Source organism: Diaphorobacter sp. ED-3 (assembly GCF_027625375.1).
Taxonomy (GTDB): domain Bacteria; phylum Pseudomonadota; class Gammaproteobacteria; order Burkholderiales; family Burkholderiaceae_C; genus Diaphorobacter; species Diaphorobacter nitroreducens.
In genome coordinates this window covers 1,093,197-1,116,896 of sequence record NZ_CP115182.1, presented here as the reverse complement: position 1 = coordinate 1,116,896, position 23,700 = coordinate 1,093,197, and the positions used below count along the sequence as shown (strand labels likewise).

The 23,700-nt window shown below is 63.5% G+C and carries 24 protein-coding genes; 7 read left to right on the top strand and 17 right to left on the bottom strand.

What is annotated here, in order from left to right:
* Nucleotides 1-9 precede the first annotated feature (9 nt).
* Together PCQ86_RS05490 and PCQ86_RS05485 are read left to right on the top strand one after the other, a co-directional pair.
* Nucleotides 10-342, top strand: a complete 333-nt coding sequence (locus PCQ86_RS05490; RefSeq protein ID WP_270175036.1) for a cupin domain-containing protein — start codon at nt 10-12, stop codon at nt 340-342.
* Nucleotides 343-462: 120 nt separating this feature from the next.
* On the top strand, nt 463-693 hold the full coding sequence (locus PCQ86_RS05485) for a glycine zipper domain-containing protein (protein WP_015912630.1): 231 nt from the start codon (nt 463-465) through the stop codon (nt 691-693).
* Between the two features lie 108 nt (nt 694-801).
* On the opposite strand, the gene PCQ86_RS05480 is transcribed toward PCQ86_RS05485, so the two are convergent.
* A complete protein-coding gene (locus PCQ86_RS05480; RefSeq protein WP_011804421.1) occupies nt 802-1,464 on the bottom strand; it encodes a DedA family protein in 663 nt (220 codons plus the stop codon).
* Nucleotides 1,465-1,677: 213 nt separating this feature from the next.
* Here PCQ86_RS05480 and PCQ86_RS05475 point away from each other — a divergent pair, with 213 nt between their 5' ends.
* The 3 genes from PCQ86_RS05475 to gdhA all read left to right on the top strand — a co-directional run bounded on the left by PCQ86_RS05475 (nt 1,678) and on the right by gdhA (nt 5,630).
* Nucleotides 1,678-1,929: a glycine zipper domain-containing protein gene (locus tag PCQ86_RS05475; protein WP_011804420.1), complete on the top strand. Its 252-nt coding sequence runs from the start codon at nt 1,678-1,680 to the stop codon at nt 1,927-1,929.
* 43 nt (nt 1,930-1,972) lie between these two features.
* Nucleotides 1,973-3,943: a DNA mismatch repair endonuclease MutL gene (gene mutL, locus PCQ86_RS05470; protein ID WP_270175035.1), complete on the top strand. Its 1,971-nt coding sequence runs from the start codon at nt 1,973-1,975 to the stop codon at nt 3,941-3,943.
* Nucleotides 3,944-4,286: 343 nt separating this feature from the next.
* Nucleotides 4,287-5,630, top strand: a complete 1,344-nt coding sequence (gene gdhA / locus PCQ86_RS05465; RefSeq protein ID WP_088887479.1) for an NADP-specific glutamate dehydrogenase — start codon at nt 4,287-4,289, stop codon at nt 5,628-5,630.
* 64 nt (nt 5,631-5,694) lie between these two features.
* On the opposite strand, the gene PCQ86_RS05460 is transcribed toward gdhA, so the two are convergent.
* Both PCQ86_RS05460 and PCQ86_RS05455 read right to left on the bottom strand, forming a co-directional pair.
* A complete protein-coding gene (locus tag PCQ86_RS05460; RefSeq protein WP_270175034.1) occupies nt 5,695-6,324 on the bottom strand; it encodes a LysE family translocator in 630 nt (209 codons plus the stop codon).
* A gap of 43 nt (nt 6,325-6,367) precedes the next feature.
* The gene (locus PCQ86_RS05455; RefSeq protein ID WP_270175033.1) at nt 6,368-7,024 is read right to left on the bottom strand and encodes an ABC transporter ATP-binding protein; all 657 of its coding nucleotides are present in this window, start codon (nt 7,022-7,024) and stop codon (nt 6,368-6,370) included.
* Between the two features lie 48 nt (nt 7,025-7,072).
* On the opposite strand from PCQ86_RS05455, the gene PCQ86_RS05450 reads away from it, so the two are divergent.
* Together PCQ86_RS05450 and PCQ86_RS05445 are read left to right on the top strand one after the other, a co-directional pair.
* Entirely contained in the window at nt 7,073-7,441 is a 369-nt protein-coding gene (locus PCQ86_RS05450) for a hypothetical protein (protein WP_270175032.1), read from the top strand.
* A gap of 30 nt (nt 7,442-7,471) precedes the next feature.
* A complete protein-coding gene (locus PCQ86_RS05445; RefSeq protein WP_270175031.1) occupies nt 7,472-9,274 on the top strand; it encodes an ABC transporter transmembrane domain-containing protein in 1,803 nt (600 codons plus the stop codon).
* Between the two features lie 51 nt (nt 9,275-9,325).
* Here the strand turns inward: PCQ86_RS05445 and PCQ86_RS05440 are convergent, their stop codons facing one another.
* From PCQ86_RS05440 to PCQ86_RS05375, 14 genes are read right to left on the bottom strand one after another with little or no spacing between them, the layout of a single operon-like run.
* The gene (locus tag PCQ86_RS05440) at nt 9,326-9,787 is read right to left on the bottom strand and encodes a DUF1178 family protein (protein ID WP_270175030.1); all 462 of its coding nucleotides are present in this window, start codon (nt 9,785-9,787) and stop codon (nt 9,326-9,328) included.
* Between the two features lie 12 nt (nt 9,788-9,799).
* Nucleotides 9,800-10,123: a DUF2818 family protein gene (locus PCQ86_RS05435; RefSeq protein ID WP_015912621.1), complete on the bottom strand. Its 324-nt coding sequence runs from the start codon at nt 10,121-10,123 to the stop codon at nt 9,800-9,802.
* Nucleotides 10,124-10,141: 18 nt separating this feature from the next.
* On the bottom strand, nt 10,142-11,635 hold the full coding sequence (nuoN, locus tag PCQ86_RS05430; RefSeq protein WP_015912620.1) for an NADH-quinone oxidoreductase subunit NuoN: 1,494 nt from the start codon (nt 11,633-11,635) through the stop codon (nt 10,142-10,144).
* A gap of 24 nt (nt 11,636-11,659) precedes the next feature.
* Nucleotides 11,660-13,135, bottom strand: coding sequence for an NADH-quinone oxidoreductase subunit M (locus PCQ86_RS05425; RefSeq protein WP_270175029.1), 1,476 nt, complete (start codon nt 13,133-13,135; stop codon nt 11,660-11,662).
* Nucleotides 13,136-13,148: 13 nt separating this feature from the next.
* On the bottom strand, nt 13,149-15,164 hold the full coding sequence (gene nuoL, locus PCQ86_RS05420) for an NADH-quinone oxidoreductase subunit L (protein WP_270175028.1): 2,016 nt from the start codon (nt 15,162-15,164) through the stop codon (nt 13,149-13,151).
* Between the two features lie 33 nt (nt 15,165-15,197).
* On the bottom strand, nt 15,198-15,506 hold the full coding sequence (gene nuoK, locus PCQ86_RS05415) for an NADH-quinone oxidoreductase subunit NuoK (RefSeq protein WP_015912617.1): 309 nt from the start codon (nt 15,504-15,506) through the stop codon (nt 15,198-15,200).
* Nucleotides 15,503-16,168 (bottom strand): NADH-quinone oxidoreductase subunit J, encoded by a 666-nt coding sequence (locus PCQ86_RS05410; protein WP_015912616.1) that lies wholly within the window; start codon nt 16,166-16,168, stop codon nt 15,503-15,505. Before PCQ86_RS05410 ends, nuoK begins: the two co-directional genes overlap by 4 nt.
* A gap of 44 nt (nt 16,169-16,212) precedes the next feature.
* The gene (gene nuoI, locus PCQ86_RS05405; protein ID WP_270175027.1) at nt 16,213-16,725 is read right to left on the bottom strand and encodes an NADH-quinone oxidoreductase subunit NuoI; all 513 of its coding nucleotides are present in this window, start codon (nt 16,723-16,725) and stop codon (nt 16,213-16,215) included.
* Between the two features lie 12 nt (nt 16,726-16,737).
* The gene (nuoH, locus tag PCQ86_RS05400; RefSeq protein ID WP_088887486.1) at nt 16,738-17,814 is read right to left on the bottom strand and encodes an NADH-quinone oxidoreductase subunit NuoH; all 1,077 of its coding nucleotides are present in this window, start codon (nt 17,812-17,814) and stop codon (nt 16,738-16,740) included.
* A complete protein-coding gene (gene nuoG, locus PCQ86_RS05395; RefSeq protein WP_270175026.1) occupies nt 17,811-19,943 on the bottom strand; it encodes an NADH-quinone oxidoreductase subunit NuoG in 2,133 nt (710 codons plus the stop codon). Before nuoG ends, nuoH begins: the two co-directional genes overlap by 4 nt.
* A 15-nt stretch (nt 19,944-19,958) precedes the next feature.
* A complete protein-coding gene (nuoF, locus tag PCQ86_RS05390) occupies nt 19,959-21,320 on the bottom strand; it encodes an NADH-quinone oxidoreductase subunit NuoF (protein WP_015912612.1) in 1,362 nt (453 codons plus the stop codon).
* Nucleotides 21,317-21,808 carry an NADH-quinone oxidoreductase subunit NuoE gene (gene nuoE / locus PCQ86_RS05385; protein ID WP_011804402.1) on the bottom strand — a complete coding sequence of 164 codons (492 nt, stop codon included), beginning with the start codon at nt 21,806-21,808 and terminating at the stop codon, nt 21,317-21,319. The genes nuoF and nuoE overlap by 4 nt, the downstream gene beginning before the upstream one ends.
* Entirely contained in the window at nt 21,805-23,058 is a 1,254-nt protein-coding gene (locus tag PCQ86_RS05380) for an NADH-quinone oxidoreductase subunit D (RefSeq protein WP_011804401.1), read from the bottom strand. The genes nuoE and PCQ86_RS05380 overlap by 4 nt, the downstream gene beginning before the upstream one ends.
* A gap of 26 nt (nt 23,059-23,084) precedes the next feature.
* Nucleotides 23,085-23,693, bottom strand: a complete 609-nt coding sequence (locus PCQ86_RS05375; protein ID WP_103737349.1) for an NADH-quinone oxidoreductase subunit C — start codon at nt 23,691-23,693, stop codon at nt 23,085-23,087.
* Between the last annotated feature and the right edge of the window lie 7 nt (nt 23,694-23,700).

Genomic DNA, 23,700 nt, shown 5'->3' with positions numbered 1-23,700 from the left:
GAGACCGCCATGGCACTGCCCCACGCCCAGTCCTGCGAAGTAGTGAACCTCGGGCACCTGGGGTCGCGCCTGCGCGACACCCCCACCAGCGCCCTCATCAAGGCCGCTCAGCTGGAAGTAATCTGTGTCGTGCTGCCTGCCGGTAAAGAGCAGCACCAGCACGACGCGCCGGGCGAGGTCACGCTGCTGTGCCTGGAGGGCGAGGTGCTTTTCCAGGCGGGCGCGCAGTCGCATACCCTGCGCGAAGGCGACTTCCTGCACCTGGTGCCGCGCATTCCGCATGTGCTGCGGGCGATGCAGGACGCCTCGCTGCTGGTGACGATCTGTCTCGCGCCGGGGTAGGGCCGAGGGCCGCCGCGTCCTACACGCGCCGGCAAGACGGGCCTACACCGGCGCCGGGCCGGCGGGGTGACAGTTGAGTCACGGCCCTACACCGGGGTCTGTTGACCATAAGGAGCCACCATGCAATACCGCCACCTTCTCTCCGCCGCCGCCTGCGCAGCCGCCCTGGGCCTGGTGGGCTGCTCGTCCAATCCCACCAACGCCCAGATCGGCACCGGTGTCGGCGCCGTGGCTGGCGGCGCACTCGGTAGCGCCGTGGGCGGCACGGCCGCCACCATTGGCGGCGCCGCCGCTGGCGCGCTGATCGGCCACGAATTGGGTGAGGACCGGGACCGCGATCGCCGCCGTTGACGGCCCGCCTGAGAGCCTCACCATGCAGAACGCCACCCCTCTCGCGAGGCGGTGGCGTTTTATATGGAATATGGCCTTAACGCGTTTCTAGTAAGCGCGACTAGCTATCTATTCAATAGCAACCGCAGTTCCCTGTGCCTTGCGCCCGGCGCGCCATGCGCCAAAGATGGCAATCAGGCCGGGGATGAAGATCATGGCCCAGATGATCTTGTCCAGATGCCGCTGCACCCAGGCCATGTTTCCAAAGAAGTACCCCGCCGTGCAGATGCCCACGACCCACAGTACCGCACCACCGATGTTGTAGGCCGTGAACTTGCCCCGCCCCATGGCCGCCACGCCGCCCACGAAGGGAGCGAACGTGCGGATGAAGGGCATGAAGCGCGCCAGCACGATGGTGATGCCGCCATAGCGCTCATAGAACGCATGGGCCTGGTCGAAGGCCTTCTTGTTGAACCAGCGCGAGCTTTCCCACTGGAATACCTTGGGTCCGAAATAGCGCCCGATGCTGTAGTTGCACTGGTCGCCCAGGATCGCCGCAGCCAGCAGAACCGCGCAGGCCAGCGGGAAGTTCATCAACCCTGCACCGCTGAGCGCCCCCACCACGAACAGCAGCGAGTCACCCGGCAGAAAGGGCATGACCACCACGCCCGTCTCCACGAACACGATGATGAACAGCAGCGCGTACACCCAGGGGCCATAGCTGGCCACGAAGGCGGCGAGATGCTTGTCCACATGCAGGATGAAATCGATCAGGAACGCAAAGACTTCCAAAACACAAACCTCCCGTTGGCGAAGTGCGCCGTAATGTACCCGCGCCCCCAATGCCCCTGGTTGCACCACACCACCATTGGCAATTGCTCACACTTGTTGGCAATTGGCAAACAAACCGCGGGGCACACTTCACACGGCCGCGCCATAGTGCACCCACGGCGTGCGCACCGCGCCGCACCTCATTACAAGACCATTTTCCCGAAAGGAACCGCCATGACCGTCCTCCGCCACAGCCGCCTGATCGCCACTGCCGCACTGCTCACGGGCGCCCTTGCACTGGGCGGCTGCGCCCACCGGCCCAGCAACGCACAGATCGGCACGGGCGTCGGCGCCGTGGCCGGCGGCCTGGTGGGCAGCGCGGTGTTCGGCTCCACGCTGGGTACCGTGGGCGGCGCCGCTGCCGGCGCGCTGATCGGTAACGAGGTCGGCCGCAACAACGACCGCGGCTACCGCCACCGCCACTGACCCTTACAGCACCCGCGGTCGCATCGCCACCTAAAATCCCCGCGTGACCGCACAGCCTTCCGACACCGCCCTCGCCCCCGCGCCCCGGCGCCCCATTCGCGACCTGCCCGACGAGCTCATCAGCCAGATCGCGGCGGGCGAAGTGGTGGAGCGCCCCGCCTCTGCCGTGCGCGAGCTGGTGGACAACGCCCTGGATGCGGGCGCCACCCAGATCACCGTGCGCCTGCTGGCCGGCGGCGTGCGCCTGATCGCCGTGGAGGACGACGGCAGCGGCATCCCGCAGGATGAGCTGCCGGTGGCCCTGCGCCGCCACGCCACGAGCAAGATCACCAACCTGCACGACCTGGAATCGGTCGCCACCATGGGTTTTCGCGGCGAGGCGCTGGCCGCCATCGCGTCGGTGTCCGAGATGGCGCTGCTGTCGCGCACCGCTCAGCAGGCCAGCGCCTTTCTGCTGGATGCGCGCAGCGGCGAACTGCGCCCCGCGGCACGCAGCCGTGGCACGACCGTGGAGGTCAAGGAGTTGTTCTTCTCCACCCCCGCGCGGCGCAAGTTCCTCAAGACCGACGCAACCGAGCTCGCCCACTGCATCGAGGCCGTGCGCCGCCATGCGCTGGCGCGGCCCGATGTGGGCTTTGCCATCTGGCACGAAGGCAAGCTGGTGGAGCAGTGGCGCGCCACACTGGCTCCCGCTGCCACTGCGGACGAGGGCAAACGCCAGCAGGCCCTGCAGCAGCGCCTGAGCGACGTGCTGGGCGAGGACTTCATTCGCGACTCCGTACCCGTGCACCTGCGCCTGGGCGCGGTCACGGTGACGGGCCGCGCCGGGCTGCCCGATGCCGCCCGTTCGCGTGCAGACCAGCAGTTCTGCTACGTGAACGGCCGCTTCGTGCGCGACAAGGTGCTCACGCACGCTGCGCGCAGCGCCTACGAGGACGTGCTGCACGGCCACAAGCAGCCGGTATACGCGCTGTACGTACAGATCGACCCACAGCGTGTGGACGTGAACGTGCACCCGACCAAGATCGAGGTGCGCTTTCGCGACAGCCGGGAGGTGCACCAGGCCGTGCGCCACGCGGTGGAGAACGCTCTGGCGGCGCCGCGCGCGCAGGCGCTGGCGGCTGCCGCTTCAACTTCTGTAGCACCTGCCGCGCCACCCGTGGGTGATGCGGATAAAAATCAAGCTCAACCGTCCTATTGGCAAGCGCAAGCAGCTATCAAATTTGAAGAACGCGCAGGCCACAAGGTCTCTGACTTACAAGCACTCTGGGGCACATCCACGGCTGCGCCACCGCCCGGTATGCCGGCAACCACCGCCATGGCACCGGTCGCTCCAGGCACGCCCACGGCGCCGTCCTTCTCGCCCGCCAGCGCGGCTCCACTGGCTGCCGTCGATATGGCGACTGCGCACGTCGAGGATGGACACACGTGGCCGCTGGGCCGCGCCTTGGCGCAGGTCCATGGCGTGTATATCCTGGCCGAAAGCGCGCAGGGCTTGGTGGTGGTGGACATGCATGCGGCGCACGAACGCATCGTGTACGAGCGGCTCAAGGCCCAGGTGGACCAAGGTGCACGCATCGCCAGCCAGCCACTGCTCATCCCCGCCACCTTTGCCGCCACCCCCGAAGAGGTGGCGACCGCCGAGGCGCATGCCGACACGTTGGCCCTGCTGGGACTGGAGGTCGTGCCGTTCTCGCCGCGCACCCTGGCCGTGCGCGCCGTGCCCACCACGCTGGCCCAGGGCAACCCCGTGGAGCTGGCGCGCAGCGTGCTGGCTGAGCTGGCCACCCATGACGCCAGCACCGTGGTGCAGCGCGCGCAGAGCGAGATCCTTGCCACCATGGCCTGCCATGGCGCCGTGCGGGCCAATCGCCGGCTGACGCTGGACGAGATGAACGCCCTGCTGCGCCAGATGGAAGTCACCGATCGCTCCGACCAGTGCAACCACGGCCGCCCCACCTGGCGCCAGCTCAGCATGAAAGAGCTGGACGCGCTGTTCCTGCGCGGGCGCTGAGCGCATCCACACACCCTCTCACGCCGCTACCACCCAGCGGCATTCCTTTCTCCCCTACCTTTCTCCCTCGACTGCCTTGCACTGCCAGCGCTGCTTTGGCGGTGCCCAGGGCGGCGCAGCCGTGCCCCTGTCAAACCGTTGCGCAATCCCGCGCAACAGGGCATTCGCCGCCGACTTCGCACCAAAAGCGCGCAAGAAAACGCACCAACAACGCGCGACAACCCCGAAAACCTGTCCCATTGCGAGGCATCAAATCCAAAATGGTGCATAACCACATGTCTTTTTGACATAATTCGATGCTGCATTGCCGCATCGCTAAATTTCCCTTGAGCAGAAAGTCCTTATGAAGCACCAATCCGTGGGCCATTTCCTTGAACAGGTTGCACAGCGCAACCCCGGCCAGCCCGAATACCTGCAAGCCGTGACCGAGGTCATGGAAAGCCTGTGGCCATTCATCGAAAAGAATCCGCGCTATGCCGAGCAAGGCCTGCTGGAGCGCCTGGTGGAGCCCGAGCGGGTGGTGATGTTCCGCGTGTCCTGGTTCGACGATCACGGCAATGTGCATATCAACCGCGGCTACCGCATCCAGCACAGCATGGCGATCGGCCCTTACAAGGGCGGCCTGCGCTTTCACCCCTCGGTCAACCTGTCGGTGCTGAAGTTCCTGGCCTTCGAGCAGACCTTCAAGAACGCGCTGACCACGCTGCCCATGGGCGGCGGCAAGGGTGGCTCGGACTTCGACCCCAAGGGCAAGAGCCCGGCCGAAGTCATGCGCTTTTGCCAGGCCTTCGTGACGGAGCTGTTCCGCCACGTGGGTCCCGACACCGACGTGCCTGCGGGTGATATCGGCGTGGGTGGCCGTGAGGTCGGCTTCATGGCGGGCATGTACAAGAAGCTGGCCAACAACGCCGCCAGCGTGTTCACGGGCAAGGGTCTGGCCTTCGGCGGCTCGCTGATCCGCCCCGAGGCCACCGGCTACGGCACGGTGTACTTCGCCGACGAGATGCTCAAGACCCGCGGCCGCAGCTTCGACGGCCTGCGCGTGTCCGTGTCCGGCTCGGGCAACGTGGCCCAGTACGCCGTGGAAAAGGCCATGCAACTCGGTGCCAAGGTCATCACCGTGTCGGACTCCAGCGGCACCATCATCGACGAAGACGGCTTCACCCCCGAGAAGCTGGCCATCCTGATGGACGTGAAGAACCACCATTACGGCCGCGTGAGCGACTACGCCGCGCGTACCGGCGTGAAGTTCGAAGCCGGCGTGCGTCCCTGGCATGTCAAGGTGGACGTGGCCCTGCCCTGCGCCACGCAAAACGAGCTGGACGAAAACGACGCCCGCACCCTCATCAAGAACGGCGTGCTGTGCGTGGCCGAAGGCGCCAACATGCCCTCGACCAACGAGGCAGCCAAACTGTTCGAGCAGGCGGGCGTGCTGTACGCACCGGGCAAGGCCAGCAACGCCGGTGGCGTGGCCACCTCGGGCCTGGAAATGAGCCAGAACGCCATGCGCCTGTCGTGGACCCGCGACGAAGTGGATGCGCGCCTGCTCCAGATCATGCAGGGCATCCACGCCGCCTGCCTGCAATACGGCAAGCGCGCCGATGGCAGCGTGAGCTACATCAACGGTGCCAACGTGGCTGGCTTCGTGAAGGTGGCCGACGCCATGCTGGCGCAAGGCGTGGTCTGATACCCCTGCGCAGGCCCCGCGCCTGCGGCACACCGCGCAAGCCGGCCCCTGGGCCGGCTTTTTTTTAGCGGTTGGCCGTCAGCAACAAGCCGCCAGCTCCCATGAAGAAGCCACCTGTGGCACGGTTCAGCCGCACCACGCCGCGCTGCGTGCGAATCACGCGGCGGATCTGCCGCCCGCACGTGGCATACACCGCTGTGGCCACGAATTCCGCCATCAGGTAGATGCTGCCCAGTACCAGGAACTGCCGCGCCGCGGGCTGTGCCGGATCGATGAACTGCGGGAAGACGGCCGCAAAGAGGATGATGGCCTTGGGGTTGGTGATGCCCAGCAGGAACTCCTGTGCCATCAGGGCGCGCACCGAGGCGTGCGCGGGTGCGGGTGCCTCATCTCCCTCGACCAGCGCCGCGCCACCGAACTCCCGGCTGCGCCATGCGCGCCAGCCAATCCAGAACAGATAAACGGCGCCGGCCCATTTAACGGCCGTGAAGGCGGCCTCCGAAGCCAGCAGCATGGCCCCCAATCCCACGGCCGAGACACTGAGGAAAATGGCGAATGCGGCCACCCGCCCCACGGTCGCGATCAGCGCGGCTGCGACACCGGCGCGGATGCCGTTGTTGAGCCCGCAGAAATTGTTGGGGCCGGGCGTGAGCGCAATGGCAACGGCGGCGGGGGCAAACAGCAGGGCTTCCACGACAACTCCTTGCGCCAGCGGGCGCGGAAAAAGGTGCGTCAGTTTATTCCGGCAGTACCACCCGGTGGCGCCAGGGCAGATCGCCCAACGCATCGTAATGCGCCACCACCAACACGCGCCCAGGGGTGCGGGGTGCACTTGCCTCCCGCTGCAGCGCCTGCAGCAGGTAGGTGATGGACGCCTTGTCCAGGCCGGCCAGCGGCTCATCCAGCAATGTCAGTGGGGCGCCGCTGGCCAGTGCGCCGGCCATCAGCACCTTGCGCTGGCTGCCTGCGGAAAGCTGGTGCATGGCCTTGTGCAAATGCCCGGCAATGCCCCAGCCCGCGGCGTGGGCGCGCCAGTCCTCCTCGGACCAGCGCGCATGGAGCGTGCGCTGCCCGGCGGCCCAGTCCTGCGCCGTCATCGCCTGCGGCCACGGCGCACGCGGGTCGCGCCAAAAGACCTGTGCCCGGTATTGCGCCGGATGCTGCGTCGCGCTCGTGCCATGCAGCAGCATCCGCCCGGCCTGCGGCGTCCACTCTCCGGCCATCAGGCGCAACAGGCTGGTCTTGCCCGCCCCATCCCCACCCTGCACCAGCACCAGGCCTGCGGGAAAATCCGCGCTCCAATGCTGGAATAAGGGCCGTTGCGCAAAGCCGAAGCAGATCCCGTCGGCCCGCAACGCGGGCGGGGATGCAATAGGCTCGGGGCACTTCAGCATGATTTCTCCTGAGGAAACAGCGCCCGCATCACAGGGCTGGGTTGTCGCATGACTTTGCATTTTCTGGATTTTGACTACAGCGAGGATGAGGAAGGCACGGCCACCTGGGATGCCGTGGCCAGCGTGCCCACGGCACGCCTGCCCGAGCTGCTGGCGGAGATTACAGCGCTGCTGGACTGGGCGCACACCGAGTTCGGCGCTCTGCGCGGCCCGGTCGAGACGGGAGGACTGTGGGACTACGACCTGCAGTGCGAGCGCGACGGGTTGCCCTTGCTGGCGCTGGGGTTCGACATCCACGAACGGCAAATTCATCCACGACCACAATCCCAGCCCCAGGCATGGGTGACCTTGACGCTGTCCCTCAGTGGCGGCCCGGCCTTTGCAGCGGCGTTCATGGACCGCTTCGGCGCCACGTAACCCAGCGACTCTTACGCCCTACACTGGCGCATGGCAAGGTCCACCAACGCCCAGAAAAGACCCCAGGACATGCGCCACCTGATGAGGGAACTGGCGCCGTTCCTGCGTCCCTACCGGATACACCTCGCTGGCGCGATGGCGTTTCTGCTGCTCGCCGCCTTGGCAACGCTGGCCTTTCCCACGGCCCTGCGTCAATTGATCGATGGCGCGATTAGCGCAGCCACCCCCGGGGGAAAAGGCGTCGGCGCACCGGCCTTGCGCACGCACTTTGCAGTGCTGTTCGCGGTCGCCGTGGCACTTGGATTGGCGTCGGCCGCACGCTACTACCTCATGAGCTGGCTGGGCGAACGCGTCACGGCAGATCTGCGCAACGCCGTCTACGCGCACGTGCTGCGGCAGAGCCCGGAGTTCTTTGAAACCACGCAAACGGGAGAAGTGCTGTCGCGCCTCACGGCCGACACGACACTGGTGCAGACCGTCGTGGGCTCATCGCTGTCCATGGGGCTGCGCAATGCCGTGCTGGGCGCCGGGGCGCTGGGCATGCTGATCTGGAGCACGCCCTACGTGATGGCGCTCGCCTTCGGGGCCATCGTCGCCATCGTGCTGCCGTCGATGTGGATCGGACGGCGTGTACGGCGTCTGTCACGCGCAAGCCAGGACCGCGTGGCAGATGCCAGCGCCATCGCCGCAGAGGTGTTGGGCGCCATTCCCGTGGTGCAAAGCTACACGGCTGAAGCACGGGAAGCCGCCCGCTTCGCGGCGGCTACGGAGAGTGCGCTGCGTGCAGCCCTGCGCCGCAGCGGCGCCCGTGCAGCGCTGATGGCCTTCATCATCATTGCCAGCGCCGCGCTGTTGCTGTGGGGGTTGTATCTCGGGGCCCAGGCGGTCCTTGCAGGGACGCTGTCGGCCGGGCAACTGGGGCAGACCATTCTCTATGCGATGTTTCTCGCGGGTGCCGTAGCCGTGCTGGGCGAGGTCTATGGCGACCTGTTGCGCGCCGCGGGTGCGATGGAGCGGCTGATGGAACTGCTCGCAACACGCCCCACGCTTGCCGCACCATCCCGGCCCGCCATGCCGCGGGCCACAGACCTTTCGATCGAGTTCACGGGCGTAGGCTTCTCCTATCCCTCGCGCCCCGTGCCACCCGCGCTGCGCCACTTCGACCTGCGCCTGCTGCCAGGAGAAACCGTTGCGTTGGTGGGCAGCAGCGGCGCCGGCAAGTCCACCGTCTTTCAATTGCTGCAACGCTTCTACGACGTGAGCGAGGGCCGCATCACGTTGGGTGGCGTGGACTTGCGCGACATGGACCCGCAGGTGCTGCGAAGCCACATTGGCGTGGTTCCGCAAGACGCCGAGATTTTTTCCGCATCGGCCCTGGACAATATCCGCTATGGCGATCCGCAGGCGAGCCGACACGCCGTGGAAGCGGCAGCACGCGCCGCATTTGCCCATGAATTCATCGACGCGCTGCCGCAGGGGTACGACACCTTTCTCGGCGAGCATGGCGTGCGCGTCTCAGGAGGCCAACGCCAGCGCATTGCCATAGCCCGCGCGCTGCTCAAGAACGCCCCCGTACTGCTCCTGGACGAGGCCACAAGCGCCCTGGACGCGCACAGCGAGCGTGCCGTGCAGCTTGCGCTGGACACCGCGCTTCGCCAGCATTCCCGCCAACGTATTACCCTGGTCATCGCCCACCGGCTGGCCACCGTCCAGCATGCGGACCGCATCGTGGTCATGGACCATGGAAGCATCGTCGAGCAGGGGCGGCACGAGGACTTGCTGCACCAGGGCGGCGTCTATGCCCGCTTGGCAGCGCTGCAGTTCTCGCGTTGAAGGGAAAGTGGGGGCGGCGCCGACGCGCTAGAGCCAGCCAGAGCCAGAACCCTAGTGCAGAGGCTCTTTCGCTGCCTGCGGCAACGCCAGCGGCAGCACCGCAATGCCCTCATTCAGCAGCTCGGCGGTTTCCTGAGGCGTCGCTTGGCCGCGTATGCCGCGCTCTTCCGTCTCGCCGTAGTGCATGCGGCGTGCCTCGGATGCGAAGCGGTCTCCCACGTCCTCGGTCTGCGCCATGACCCGGCGCGCCATGGCAAGCCATGCGGCCTGAAAGGCGGCGGATACCCCCTCTGGCGGAACGGGAGCGGGAGCCGTCGCAGTGGCTTCCCGCGATGTGGAGGCCCCGGTGCTCAGGTTCAACCGGGGAGCGCTGACCCCCTTGCGCACCTGCGAGTCTCCGCACATCGGACACTGCACCAGGCCACGTGCCTGCTGGCTGTGAAAGTCGCCCTCACTCGCAAACCAGCCTTCAAACGTGTGGTCGAGCGAACACAGCAGGTCGAGTACTTTCAAGGCCAACCCTCATCAGTCCTCGGCGGCACTGCGGTCGCGGCGACGCATCAGGTAGCGGTAGACGAACCCCGGAAATGCCAGCGTCACGAACAGCGCCCCGGTGACCGCGTAGAACTCCCAGCCCTGGGGCGCAATCTGCCCTGCCCGTTTTTCGAGCGCCAACGCCAGACCACCGACCAGGAAGTACAGCAACACCAATTCCAGCGCGCGGACGAAGAAGGGTTTGCCTTCCCGGGCGCGTGCGCCGACGACCAGCCACCGGTCATTGATGAAAGGGAGATTGGCCGCCACAAGGGCGGCCAAAATTACCAGCCAGATGGCCCCCGTCTGGGTCATGGCAGCCGCGGCGCCCGGTCAGGTGGCGAGGGCGCGCACGATGGCATCGGCGCACAGGGCCATCAGCCCACCCGGCAGCAGTCCCAGGACCAGGACCAGAGCGCCATTGATGGTCAGCACCACACGCACGTCCAACGGTGCGGACACGCTGGTAGCAGTCAATGGTGCGTCGAAGTACATCACCTTCACCACGCGCAGGTAGTAGAACGCGCCGATCAACGACATCATGACGGCGAATACCGCCAAGGCGATGTGCAGTACCTGCCCGGACGCGACCAACGCTTGCAGCACGGCCAGCTTGGCATAGAAACCGACCAGCGGCGGAATGCCGGCCATCGAGAACAGACACACGGCCATCACGCCTGCGTACAGCGGGCTGCGCTGGTTCAGACCGGCCAGGTCGGAAATTTCTTCGCTTTCAAAACCTTCGCGCGCCAACAGCAGGATCACACCGAAGGCCGCCAACGTGGTGAGCACATAGGTCACCACGTAGAACATGGCGGAGCTGTAGGCGTTCTCCACAGCGGTGGCGTCCACGTTGCCATGCACCACACCCGACATCAGGCCCAGTAGCACGAATGCCATCTGCGAGATCGTCGAGTACGCCAGCATGCGCTTGAGATTGGTCTGCATGATCGCAGCAAGGTTACCCACCAGCAGCGACCCGATGGCCAGTACCGCGAGCATCTGCTGCCAGTCGATGGCCAGCGGCAACAGGCCGTCCACCAGCAGGCGAATGGTCATGGCGAACGCGGCCAGCTTGGGGGCGCTACCGATGAACAGCGTCACGGCCGTGGGCGCGCCCTGGTACACGTCAGGCACCCACATATGGAACGGGACCACGCCCATCTTGAAAGCCAGCCCGGCAACCACGAACACCAGGCCGAACACCAGTACCTGGTGACGGATCTGCCCCGCGTTGATGGCCTTGAATACCTGGCCGATGTCCAGCGAACCGGTGGCGCCGTAGAGCATGGACAGGCCATACAGCAGGAAGCCGCTGGCCATGGCACCCAGTACGAAATACTTCATCGCGGCCTCGGTGGCCGTGGTGTTGTCGCGCCGCAGGGCCACCAGTGCATAGCTGGAGAGCGTGAGCAGTTCCAGGCCCAGATAGATCAGCAGGAAGTTGTTGGCCGAGATCAGCACAAACATCCCCAGCAGAGCGAGCATGGTCAGCGTGAACAACTCACCACCACGCAACATGTCGCGGTCCGCGGCATAGGGACGGCCATAAACGAGCAGGACCATCACGGCCACGGTCGCGAAGCACTTGAGCCAATTGCCCATGGCATCGCTGACCACCATGTTGCCCCAGGCATAGAAGGTGTTGCCACTGCTGGCGTACATGGCCTGAAGCGCCGCCACCACCGCCAGGGTGAGCATGGTGAGCACGTAAGTTCCCGTGCGGCGCGCACTGCTGACGCCCAGGTCCACCAGGGCAATCACGCAAGCCATGACCAGCAGCACGATTTCGGGATAAATCGCCAGCCAGCTGATGTTGTCAATCATCTCGTATCTCTCGGTTCAGTCTGGTCAGTTGAGCTTGGATTGCGCCACATGCTTGAGCAACTCTGCCACGGACACATCCATCACGTCCGTGAACGGCTTGGGATAGACGCCCATGTACAGCACGGCAATCGCGAGCAACCCCAGCACAAGGAATTCCCGTCCGCCAATATCCGTCAGGCCGCGCACGTTGTCGTTCGTGACGGGGCCCAGGTAGACGCGCTTGTACATCCATAGCGAATAGCTGGCGCCCAGGATCAACGCCAACGCCGCACCAAGACCGACCCAAAAGTCGAACTTCACGGCGGCGATGATGACCATCCATTCACCGACGAAGCCCGCCGTAGCCGGCAGCCCGCAATTGGCCATGGTGAACAGCAGCGCAAAGGCCGCGAACTTGGGCATGGTGTTGACCACGCCGCCATAGGAAGCGATCTCGCGCGAATGCACGCGGTCGTACAGCACGCCAATGCACAGGAACATGGCGCCGGACACGAAGCCGTGCGCAATCATCTGGACCAGGCCGCCCGAGACACCCATTTCATTGAAGACGAAGAAGCCCAGCGTGACAAAGCCCATGTGCGCAACCGACGAGTAGGCCACGAGTTTCTTCATGTCCTTTTGCACCATGGCCACCAGCCCCACATAGATCACAGCCACCAGCGACAGGGCGATCATCAGCCACGCCCATTCGCGCGAAGCGTCTGGTGCGATCGGCAGCGAGAAGCGCAGGAAACCATACGCGCCCAGCTTCAGCATGATGGCGGCCAGCACAGCGGAGCCGCCCGTGGGCGCTTCCACGTGCACATCGGGCAACCAGGTATGCACCGGCCACATAGGCACCTTCACGGCAAATGCCGCGAAGAAGGCGAAGAAGAGCAGGGTCTGCGCGGTCGCCGACAGGGGCAGCTTGTGCCACGTAGCGATGTCAAAGCTGCCGCCCGACTGGTTGTACAGGTAGATGAACGCAATCAGCGTGAGCAGCGAGCCCAGCAGCGTGTACAGGAAAAACTTGAAAGCCGCGTAAATCTTGTTCGGCCCGCCCCAGATACCGATGATCAGGTACATCGGGATCAGCGTGGCCTCGAAGAACACGTAGAACAACATGCCGTCCATGGCGCTGAAGACGCCGACCATCAGACCCGAAAGGATCAGGAACGCGCCCATGTACTGATTCACCCGCTCGGTGATCGATTCCCAGGAGGCAATCACGACGATGACGGTGATGAACGCCGTCAGCGGCACGAACCAGAAAGCGATGCCGTCCACACCCAGGTGGTAGTAGACGTTGAAGCGCTCGATCCACATGGACTTTTCGACAAACTGTGCAGCCGCGCTGCCGTTGTCGAAGCCGCCCATGAGCGGGAGCGTGACGGCCAAACCCAGCAGCGCGCCGATGAGCGCCAGCCAGCGGACCATGCGTGCATGCTCATCGCGCCCCAAGGCCAGCAGGAGGGTGCCGAAGGCAATGGGCACCCAGATGGCAAGACTCAACAAACCCATTTTCTTTTTTCTCCTACTTGTTGAGCCAGACGAAATAAGTCATGAGCGCGAACACACCCAGGATCATCACCAGCGCATAGTGGTAGATATAGCCCGACTGGAGCCAGCGCACCAGGCCTGCGATACGTCCCACGAGCTTCCACGAGCCGTTCACGAGGGCCCCGTCGATCACGCCTTGGTCGCCGCCCCTCCACAGAGCAATGCCCAAGCCACGGGCACCACGCGCGATGATGTTTTCGTTGATCCAGTCGAGGTAGTACTTGTTTTCGAACAAGGTATAGATCGGCTGGAACATACGCTTGATGGCCGCGGGCAGCGCCGGGTTGACCATGTACATGTAGTACGCCATCGCGACGCCAGCCAGTGCCAGCCAGAACGGTGCCGTCTGCAGGCCGTGCAGAGCCATGGCCAACGGACCGTGGAAGATCTCCGCCAGTTCCGCCATCGCAGGGTGCTTGGCGGCGTCCACGAAGATCACGTCCTTGAAGAAATCGCCAAACAGCATCGGCTGGATGGTCATGAAGCCGATCAGCACGGAGGGAATGGCCAACAGAATCAGCGGCACGGTCACCACCCACGGGGACTCATGCGGCTCATGATGGTCATCGTGGCCATGGTGGTCGCCGTGGTGCGCATCGGGATTTTGGTCGTAGCGTTCCTTGCCGTGGAACACAAGAAAATACATACGGAAGGAGTAGAACGCCGTCACGAACACGCCGGCCAGTACGGCGAAATGGGCGAAGCCCGCAGCCGGCAGCGTGCTGGCATGCACCGCCTCGATGATGCTGTCCTTGGAATAGAAGCCTGAGAACAGCGGCGTGCCGATCAGGGCCAGAGATCCCAACAGCGAGGTAATCCAAGTGATGGGCATGTACTTGCGCACGCCTCCCATCCAGCGGATGTCCTGGTTGTGGTGCATGCCCATGATCACCGAGCCGGCGCCCAGGAACAGCAAGGCCTTGAAGAACGCATGCGTCATCAGGTGGAAGACGGCCACCGAATAGGCCGATGCGCCCAGGGCGACGGTCATGTAACCCAGCTGCGACAGCGTGGAATACGCCACCACCCGCTTGATGTCGTTCTGGATGATGCCCAAGAAACCCATGAACAGTGCGGTGATCGCGCCGATCACCAGAATGAAGTTCAGCGCGGTATCCGACAACTCAAACAGCGGCGACATGCGCGACACCATGAAAATGCCGGCCGTCACCATGGTGGCCGCGTGAATCAGCGCCGAAATCGGTGTCGGGCCTTCCATCGAGTCGGGCAGCCACACGTGCAGCGGGAACTGAGCAGACTTGCCCATCGCGCCGATGAACAGGCAGATGCAGATCACGGTGATCAGCATCCAGTCGGTGCCGGGGAAGCCAATCGCGCCCAGTTCGCCCGACTTGGCGAAGATCTCGCTGTAGTTGAAGGTGCCCGCGTAGGCAGCGATCAAGCCAATGCCAAGGATGAAGCCGAAGTCGCCGACGCGGTTGACCAGGAAGGCCTTCATGTTGGCGAAGATCGCCGACTGTTTGTTGAACCAGAAGCCGATCAGCAGGTAGGACACCAAGCCCACCGCCTCCCAGCCGAAGAACAGTTGCAAGAGGTTGTTGCTCATGACAAGCATGAGCATGGAGAACGTGAACAGCGAGATGTAGGCGAAGAAACGGTTATAGCCTTCGTCCTCCTCCATGTAGCCGATGGTGTAGATGTGCACCATCAAGGAGACGAAGGTCACCACGCACATCATCATGGCGGTGAGGCTGTCGATGAGGAAGCCCACCTCCATCTTCAGACCGCCCACCACCATCCACGTATAGATGGTCTCGTTGAAACGGGCGCCATCCACAGCCACGCTCTTGAGCGTCATCGCCGAGAGCACGAAGGCGACCAACACCCCCAGGATGGTGAGTGAATGGGAAGCACGGCGACCGAACCAGTTGCCGCCGAAGGCCGTGCCAAAGATGCCCGCAAGCACGGAGCCGACGAGCGGCGCCAGGGGCACCGCCAGCAGCGTCGAAGCAGAAAGGGTTTGACTCATTCTTGAGAACCTTGCAAGTACCGGGGCGACCCATCAACCCTTGAGGGTGTTGAGATCTTCCGCATCAATGCTGGTCTTGTTACGGAACAGCAGCACCAGGATGGCCAGGCCGATGGCGGACTCAGCAGCCGCCACCGTGAGGATGAAGAACACGAATACCTGACCGTGCATATCGCCCAGGTAATGAGAAAAGGCCACGAAGTTGATGTTGACCGCGAGCAGCATCAGCTCGATCGCCATGAGCAGGACGATGAGGTTCTTACGGTTCAGGAAGATGCCAATCACCGCCAGGGCGAACAGCATGGCGCCTAGCGAGAGAAAGTGACCCAGAGTCAATGTCATTGCTTCTTCTCCTCTGCAGACTCGGGAACTGCTGGCGCAGCGGCCTGCTGCGTGACGGGCAACTGGACCATGACAAGGCGATCACGGGCACGCACGCGCACCTGCTCCGAAGGGTCAATGGCCTTGGAGTCCTTGCGCTGGCGCAAGGTCAGGGCGATGGCTGCAATCATGGCCACCAGCAGGATCACCGCAGCCACTTCAACGGGGTACAGGTACTCTGTGTAGAGCAGTTTGCCCAAGGCTTTGGTGTTCGAGTAAGGCACCACCTGCCCCGCAGCATTCACCAGCACTTCGACGGCCTTGGGCTCTTCGATGCCACGAAAACCAGTCATGAGCACAGCGGCCATCTCGAATGCCACCAGGGCACCGATGAATGCCGCCAAAGGAAAGTGCTTCCAGAAACCGCGTCGCACGGTATCGATGCGGATGTCCAGCATCATCACGACAAAGAGGAACAGCACCATCACGGCGCCCAGGTAGACGAGCACCAGCGTGATGGCGAGGAATTCCGCCTTCAGCAGAAACCACACGCCGGCGGCCTGCGAGAAGGCAAGAATCAGATGCAGCACGGCATGCACGGGGTTGCGCGCCGTTATGACCCGGAAGGCCGCGTACAGCAGCACTACCGAGAACAAGTAGAAGAAACCGGTTTTGGCGTCCATGAATCGGGTCTTTTCAAAAAGTCAGGTGCGGTGAGGCAACCCGATCAACGGTACTTGGCGTCCGCCGCCTTGGCGGCTGCGATCTCGGGCTCGTAGCGGTCGCCCACGGCCAGCAGCATGTCCTTGGTGAAGTACAGATCACCGCGCTTCTCGCCGTGGTATTCGAAAATCTGCGTTTCCACGATGGAATCCACCGGGCAGCTCTCTTCGCAAAAGCCACAAAAAATGCACTTGGTCAGGTCGATGTCATAACGGGTGGTACGGCGCGAACCGTCCTCACGCACGTTCGACTCGATGGTGATGGCCAGCGCCGGGCACACCGCTTCGCACAGCTTGCAGGCAATGCAGCGCTCTTCGCCGTTGTCGTAACGGCGCAGCGCGTGCAGGCCGCGAAACCGCGGCGACAACGGTGTCTTCTCCTCGGGGAACTGCACAGTGACCTTGCGACGGAAGGTATAGCGACCGGTCAGGGCCATGCCCTTCGCCAGTTCCCAGAGCATGAAGCTCTTGAAGAAATCCTTGATTGAAAAGGATGCAGGAGCAGCAACAGCAGCCATGGATGTCCCCGCTTATTTCCAGATGTTCCAGGGCGACAGCAACCAGGCGCCCACGATCAACAGCCATACCAGCGTGACCGGAATAAAGATCTTCCAACCCAGACGCATGATCTGGTCATAGCGGAAGCGCGGGAACGTGGCACGAATCCAAATGAACATGGATACCACCAGGAACGTCTTGATGCCCAGCCAGATCCAGCCCGGAACGAAGCCCAGGGCTTCGATCGGCGGCAGCCAGCCGCCCAGGAACATCACCACCGCCAGGATGGAAACCAGCCACATGCTGGCGTATTCGGCCAGGAAGAAGATGGCGAAACCCATGCCTGAATACTCGACCATGTGACCGGCGACGATTTCCGCCTCACCTTCCACCACGTCAAACGGGTGGCGGTTCACTTCGGCCACGCCCGAGATCAGGTAGACCAAGAAGATGGGCAACAGGGGCAGCCAATTCCACGACAGGAAGTTCAGGCCCATGGCCGCCATCGTGCCCTGCCCTTGGCCCAGCACGATCTCGGTCAGGTTCATGCTGCCCGACACCATGATGACGACCAGGAAGCAGAAGCCCATGGCAATTTCGTAGCTCACCATCTGTGCAGACGCACGCAGCGCGCCCAGAAAGGCGTATTTGGAGTTGGACGCCCATCCCGCAATGATCACGCCGTAAACCTCGATGGAGGTGATGGCCATGATCAGCAACAGACCCGCATTGACGTTGGCCAGCGCTACATCGGGTCCGAAGGGAATCGCCACCCAGGCCGCCAGGGCAGGCATGATGGCCATGACCGGGCCGAGGTAGAACAAGCCCTTGGCCGCGGCCGTGGGCTGGATCAACTCCTTCGAGAGCAATTTCAGACCGTCAGCCAGAGGTTGCAGCAAACCGAAGGGGCCCACGCGGTTGGGACCCATGCGCACCTGCATGAAGCCCAGCAGCTTGCGCTCCCACAGCGTCAGGTAGGCCACGGCACCCATCAGGGGGCCCACGATGCAGACGATCTTGATCAGGATCCAGAGTACGGGCCAAGCCACCCCGGTCCACCATCCGGCCGCAACCAGATTGAGGCCGCCGTTGTAGATTGCATCGATCATGCGGCGACTCCTTCACGTGCCGCGCGCGCGTCGGCAGTCAGTTGCAGCGACGGTGCGCGGCGCACCAGGCTGTCGAGCTGATAGATGGCTGCCACGACGGGTTCAGCACACTCGCCGCCCAGCTTCGGCTCGGCCGATGTGGCGTTGCTCAGGCGCTCCGCAGGCAGCAGCGTGCACTCACCTGCGGGCTTGCCGGTCGCACGGACCAGCACATCCTGGGACGTCTCGTAGTCCATGCCTTCCAGCCCGAGCAGATTGCCCAGCACGCGCAATACCTTCCACGCGGGACGCGCCTCGCCGGCCGGTTTGACCACGGCATGGAAGCTCTGCAGGCGCCCTTCGGCGTTGACGAAACTACCCGAGGTCTCGGAGAACGGAGCGATCGGCAGCAGCACGTCGCTGAACTCGAGGTTGGTCTTGAACGGGCTCAGCGTGACGACCATGTCGGTCTGCGCCAAAGCTTGAGCCGCTGCAGCACCCATGGCGGAGTCGTGCTCAGGCTCCACATTCAGCAGCAGGGCTGCCTTCAGGCGGCCATCCAGCATTTGTGCAGCGTTCAGCCCGCCCTCTTGGGGTTGCGCACCCACGAACTGCGCACCGACCGTATTGGCGGCCTCCGTCAGGTAACCCACCGTCGCTCCGGTCTGGGCACCGATCCACTGCGCCAGCGCCAGCAGGCTTGACGCTTGGGCATGATGGGCAGCACCATTGCCCAGCAGAATGGCTTTGCGCTCCCCCGTCAGCAATGCAGCAGCAATGGCCCGGGCTTCTTCGCTGGTGGCAGCTCCTTGCACGGGGGCAGCCACGCCCTTCTCTGCAGCGATGGCGGCTGCGACTTCCGCCAGCGCCGTGCTCCAGCCGGCCGCTGGGGCCAGCTTGGTGCGGACATTCGGAATGGCCCAATCACTTGCTACTGAATTAATAGCACTCACCACACACCCATGGCGCGCTGCCTGCCGAATTCGCTGTGCAAACAAGGGATGATCCTTGCGCAGATTCGAGCCAACGACCAACACGGACTGCAGCGTGCTCAGGGATGCGATGGACGTCCCCAGCCAGCGCACACCTTCGGCCTTGCCGAACTCCGCATGGCGCAGACGGTGGTCGATGTTGTCGCTACCCAACCCACGCACCAGCGCGCCGGCCAGGAACAACTCTTCTACTGTGCTGTGCGGGCTTACCAGCGCTCCGATGCTCTGGGCGCCGTGCTCAGTCTTGACGCACCGCAGACCGTTGGCCACATATTCCAGGGCCGTCTGCCAATCGACTTCCTTCCACTCCCCACCCTGTTTGAGCATGGGACGTGTCAGGCGGTCGGGGGAATTCAATGCCTCATAGGAAAAACGGTCGCGGTCAGCAATCCAGCACTCGTTGACATCCTCGTTCTCGAACGGGACGACGCGCATGACCTTGTGGTTCTTGACTTGCACAATGAGATTGGCGCCCGTGGAGTCGTGCGGACTCACGGATTTGCGGCGAGAAAGTTCCCACGTGCGGGCGCTGTAGCGGAAGGGCTTGCTGGTCAGTGCGCCCACCGGGCACAGGTCGATCATGTTGCCCGACAGTTCCGAGTCGACCGTATCGCCGATCACGGTCGTGATCTCCGAATGCTCGCCACGGTTCACCATGCCAAGTTCCATCACGCCGGCGATTTCCTGGCCGAAACGAACACAACGCGTGCAATGGATGCAGCGGCTCATCTCTTCCATGGAGATCAGCGGGCCTACGTCCTTGTGCGCCACCACGCGCTTTTCCTCGCCATAGCGCGAGGAATCGCCGCCATAACCTACGGCCAGATCCTGCAACTGGCATTCGCCGCCCTGGTCGCAGATGGGGCAGTCCAGCGGATGATTGATGAGCAGGAACTCCATCACCGACTGCTGGGCCTTGATCGCCTTGTCGCTCTTGGTGCGCACGATCATGCCCTGCGTCACAGGCGTGGCGCATGCAGGCAGGGGTTTGGGGGCCTTCTCCACCTCCACCAGGCACATGCGGCAATTGGCGGCAATGGAAAGCTTCTTGTGGTAGCAGAAATGGGGAATGTAGGTACCCACCTTCTCGGCCGCATGCATCACCATGCAGCCTTCGGTGACTTCTACCTTCTTCCCGTCCAGTTCGATTTCAACCATATGCTGTACTCGCGTTCAGGCGCTGGCGGGGGTGGAACCCGATGGGTGGGCGTTTCGGATCAGCGCTTCAAACTCCGGACGGAAATGCTTGAGCATGGCGCGCACCGGCATGGCTGCCGCATCGCCCAGCGCGCAGATGGTCCGGCCCTGAATGTTGTCCGCGACGGAATTGAGCAGGTCCAGATCGCTCTCCCGCCCGGCTTCGTGCTGGATACGATTGATCACGCGCCACATCCAGCCCGTGCCTTCGCGGCAGGGTGTGCACTGACCGCAGGATTCATGCGCGTAGAAATACGACAGGCGCAGCAGGCTCTCCACCATGTTGCGGGAATCGTCCATCACGATCACGGCGCCCGAGCCCAGCATGGAGCCGGCCTTGGCGATGGAGTCGTAGTCCATCGTGCATTCCATGATGATGGACGCCGGCAACACAGGAGCGGAAGAACCGCCCGGAATCACCGCCTTGAGCTGGCGACCCTTGCGCACGCCACCCGCCAGTTCCAGCAGCTTGGCAAATGGCGTGCCCAGGGGCACTTCATAGTTGCCTGGACGCTCTACGTCGCCGGACACCGAGAAGATCTTGGTGCCGCCGTTGTTGGGCTTGCCACACTCGAGGTATGCCTGGCCGCCATTGCGGATGATCCACGGCACCGCGGCGAACGTCTCGGTGTTGTTGATCGTGGTGGGTTTACCGTACAGGCCAAAGCTGGCCGGGAATGGGGGCTTGAAACGCGGCTGGCCCTTCTTGCCTTCCAGCGATTCCAGCAACGCCGTTTCCTCGCCGCAGATATACGCCCCAAAGCCATGGTGCGCATGCAGCTGAAAGCTGAAGCTGCTGCCCAGGATGTTGTCACCCAGATAGCCCGCAGCGCGCGCCTCTTCCAACGCCGCTTCAAAGCGCTCGTAGACCTGGAAGATCTCGCCGTGGATGTAGTTGTAGCCCACAGAGATGCCCATCGCGTAGGCCGCGATGATCATGCCCTCGATCACGATGTGCGGGTTGTACATCAGGATGTCGCGATCCTTGCACGTGCCCGGCTCCCCCTCGTCGGAATTGCAGACCAAGTATTTCTGGCCAGGGAACTGACGCGGCATGAAGCTCCACTTCAGGCCAGTCGGGAAGCCCGCACCACCACGGCCGCGCAGACCGGATTCCTTCATGGTGGCGATCACCTGGTCCTGGGTCAGGCCTTCACCACCATCCTTGCCCAGCAGCTTGCGCAGGGCCTGGTAGCCTCCCCGGGCCTCGTAATCCTTGAGGCTCCAGTTGCTGCCGTTCAAGCCCGCATAGATCTGCGGATTGATATGGCGGTCATGGAAGCAGGTCTGTACGCCCGTCGCCTGAAATTGCGACAGCACTTGTGCAGCCGTGGTCATTGTTTGCCCTCCGCAGCGCGCAGGCCATCCACCATCTGGTCGAGCTTGTCGTCGTCCATGAAACTGCACATGTTGCGGTCATTCACCAGCATCACGGGCGCGTCGGCGCAGGCCCCCAGGCATTCGCATTGCTGCAAGGTGAAAAGGCCATCGGCGGTGGTTTCGCCCATGGAAATGCCCAGCTTCTTCTCAAGGTGGTGCAGCGCATCCTGCCCACGGCGCAGCTGACATGGCAAATTGGTGCAGACGGCCAGCTTGTACTTGCCCACCGGCTGCTGGTTGTACATGTTGTAGAACGTGGTGACCTCATGCACGGCGATCTGGGGCATGCCCAGGTACTCGGCGATCACGGCCTCGCTCTCGGCGCTGACCCAGCCCTGTTCCTGCTGGACGATGGACAGGCACGCCATCACCGCCGACTGTTTCTGGTCTGCGGGGTATTTCGCCACTTCGCGGGCAAAACGTTGCTTGGTCGCTTCGGTAATCATCGGTCAATCTCTCCGAACACGATATCCATGGTGCCGATGATGGCCACGGCGTCGGCCAGCATGTGGCCCCGCGCCATTTCGTCGAGTGTGGCCAGATGCGCGAACCCGGGTGCGCGGATCTTCAGGCGGTAGGGCTTGTTCGCACCGTCGCTCACCATGTAAATACCGAACTCCCCCTTGGGGTGCTCAACGGCCGCGTAAGCCTCGCCGGCCGGCACGCGGAAGCCTTCCGTGAAGAGCTTGAAATGGTGGATCAGCTCTTCCATGTTGGACTTCATGGCCTCGCGCGAGGGCGGCGCGATCTTGTGGTTGTCCGTGATGACGGGGCCGGGGTTGGCTCTGAGCCAATCGACGCACTGCTTGATGATGCGATTGGACTCGCGCATCTCTTGCACGCGAACGAGGTAGCGGTCATAGCTATCGCCCGTCACCCCGACCGGCACATCGAAGTCCACACGGTCATAGGCGTCATAGGGCTGCTTCTTGCGCAGGTCCCACGCGATGCCCGAGCCGCGCAGCATCGGACCGGTCATGCCTAGGTTCAACGCGCGCTCAGCCGGCACCACGCCGATACCCACCGTACGCTGCTTCCAGATCCGGTTGTCCGTCAGCAGGGTCTCATACTCGTCTACGCACTTGGGGAAGCGCTGCGTGAAATCGTCGATGAAATCCAGCAGCGAACCCTGGCGGTTACGGTTGAGCTCCTCGATAGCCTTGGCGTTCTTGATCTTGCTGACCTTGTACTGGGCCATGCTGTCCGGCAGGTCCCGGTACACGCCCCCCGGACGGAAGTAGGCCGCGTGCATGCGAGCGCCAGAAACGGCCTCGTACATGTCGAACAAGTCCTCCCGCTCACGGAAGGTATAGATGAGGATCGTGGAGCTGCCGCAGTCGTTGCCGTGCGAACCCAGCCACATCAGGTGGTTCAGCAGGCGCGTGATTTCGCCGAACATCGTTCGGATGTACTTCGCGCGCAGCGGCACCTCGATGCCCAGCATCTTCTCGATGGCCAGGCAGTAGGCCTGCTCGTTGCACATCATGGACACGTAATCGAGACGGTCCATGTAGGGCAAGGACTGGATGTAGGTCTTGTGCTCTGCCAGCTTTTCGGTGGCACGGTGCAGCAGCCCGATGTGCGGGTCGGCACGTTGTACGACCTCGCCATCCAGTTCCAGCACCAAGCGCAGCACGCCGTGTGCTGCCGGGTGCTGCGGTCCGAAGTTCAGGGAGTAGTTCTTGATTTCAGCCATGGTCGATCACCAAGCGGCATGCCGCCTCAGTGCAGGCCTCCGTACTTGTCTTCGCGGATGACGCGCGGCGTCACTTCGCGCGGCTCGATGGTCACGGGCTCATAGATCACGCGACGCTGGTCGGCGTCATAGCGCATCTCGACATAGCCGGACAAGGGGAAGTCCTTGCGGAACGGGTGGCCGATGAATCCGTAATCGGTCAGGATGCGGCGCAGATCGTTGTGCCCATCAAACACGATGCCGAACAGATCGAATGCCTCGCGCTCAAACCAGTTGGCCGAGTTCCAGATGTCGGTAACCGAGGCGACGATGGGGAAGTCGTCGTCGGAGCAGAACACCTTCACGCGCAACCGCTGGTTGAGGGAAACGGAGAGCAAATGGGAAACCACGGCGTAGCGCGGTCCTTCCGAGCCCGTGGCGCCATAGGCAGAATAGTCGACGCCGCACAGATCAATCAATTGCTCGAACTTGCAATCGGGCGCATCGCGCAGGATTTGCATGGCTTCGAGATAGCGCGCAGCGGACACCACCACGGTCACCTCATCCAGCGCCACCGAGATCTGGCGCACGCGGTCACCCAGAGCGGAGGCAACCACGTCCCGCAGGCTCTCGGGGTGAATGGCAATAGCAGTCATCTTCGTC

Bases quoted from the DNA above. Each gene is read 5' to 3' on its own strand.
- PCQ86_RS05490 (WP_270175036.1), top strand. From the start codon at position 10: ATGGCACTGCCCCACGCCCAGTCCTGCGAAGTAGTGAACCTCGGGCAC.
- PCQ86_RS05485 (WP_015912630.1), top strand. From the start codon at position 463: ATGCAATACCGCCACCTTCTCTCCGCCGCCGCCTGCGCAGCCGCCCTG.
- PCQ86_RS05475 (WP_011804420.1), top strand. From the start codon at position 1,678: ATGACCGTCCTCCGCCACAGCCGCCTGATCGCCACTGCCGCACTGCTC.
- gdhA (WP_088887479.1), top strand. From the start codon at position 4,287: ATGAAGCACCAATCCGTGGGCCATTTCCTTGAACAGGTTGCACAGCGC.
- PCQ86_RS05455 (WP_270175033.1), bottom strand. From the start codon at position 7,024: ATGCTGAAGTGCCCCGAGCCTATTGCATCCCCGCCCGCGTTGCGGGCC.
- PCQ86_RS05450 (WP_270175032.1), top strand. From the start codon at position 7,073: ATGACTTTGCATTTTCTGGATTTTGACTACAGCGAGGATGAGGAAGGC.
- PCQ86_RS05445 (WP_270175031.1), top strand. From the start codon at position 7,472: ATGGCAAGGTCCACCAACGCCCAGAAAAGACCCCAGGACATGCGCCAC.
- PCQ86_RS05435 (WP_015912621.1), bottom strand. From the start codon at position 10,123: ATGACCCAGACGGGGGCCATCTGGCTGGTAATTTTGGCCGCCCTTGTG.
- nuoN (WP_015912620.1), bottom strand. From the start codon at position 11,635: ATGATTGACAACATCAGCTGGCTGGCGATTTATCCCGAAATCGTGCTG.
- PCQ86_RS05425 (WP_270175029.1), bottom strand. From the start codon at position 13,135: ATGGGTTTGTTGAGTCTTGCCATCTGGGTGCCCATTGCCTTCGGCACC.
- nuoL (WP_270175028.1), bottom strand. From the start codon at position 15,164: ATGAGTCAAACCCTTTCTGCTTCGACGCTGCTGGCGGTGCCCCTGGCG.
- nuoK (WP_015912617.1), bottom strand. From the start codon at position 15,506: ATGACATTGACTCTGGGTCACTTTCTCTCGCTAGGCGCCATGCTGTTC.
- PCQ86_RS05410 (WP_015912616.1), bottom strand. From the start codon at position 16,168: ATGGACGCCAAAACCGGTTTCTTCTACTTGTTCTCGGTAGTGCTGCTG.
- nuoI (WP_270175027.1), bottom strand. From the start codon at position 16,725: ATGGCTGCTGTTGCTGCTCCTGCATCCTTTTCAATCAAGGATTTCTTC.
- nuoH (WP_088887486.1), bottom strand. From the start codon at position 17,814: ATGATCGATGCAATCTACAACGGCGGCCTCAATCTGGTTGCGGCCGGA.
- nuoG (WP_270175026.1), bottom strand. From the start codon at position 19,943: ATGGTTGAAATCGAACTGGACGGGAAGAAGGTAGAAGTCACCGAAGGC.
- nuoF (WP_015912612.1), bottom strand. From the start codon at position 21,320: ATGACCACGGCTGCACAAGTGCTGTCGCAATTTCAGGCGACGGGCGTA.
- nuoE (WP_011804402.1), bottom strand. From the start codon at position 21,808: ATGATTACCGAAGCGACCAAGCAACGTTTTGCCCGCGAAGTGGCGAAA.
- PCQ86_RS05380 (WP_011804401.1), bottom strand. From the start codon at position 23,058: ATGGCTGAAATCAAGAACTACTCCCTGAACTTCGGACCGCAGCACCCG.
- PCQ86_RS05375 (WP_103737349.1), bottom strand. From the start codon at position 23,693: ATGACTGCTATTGCCATTCACCCCGAGAGCCTGCGGGACGTGGTTGCC.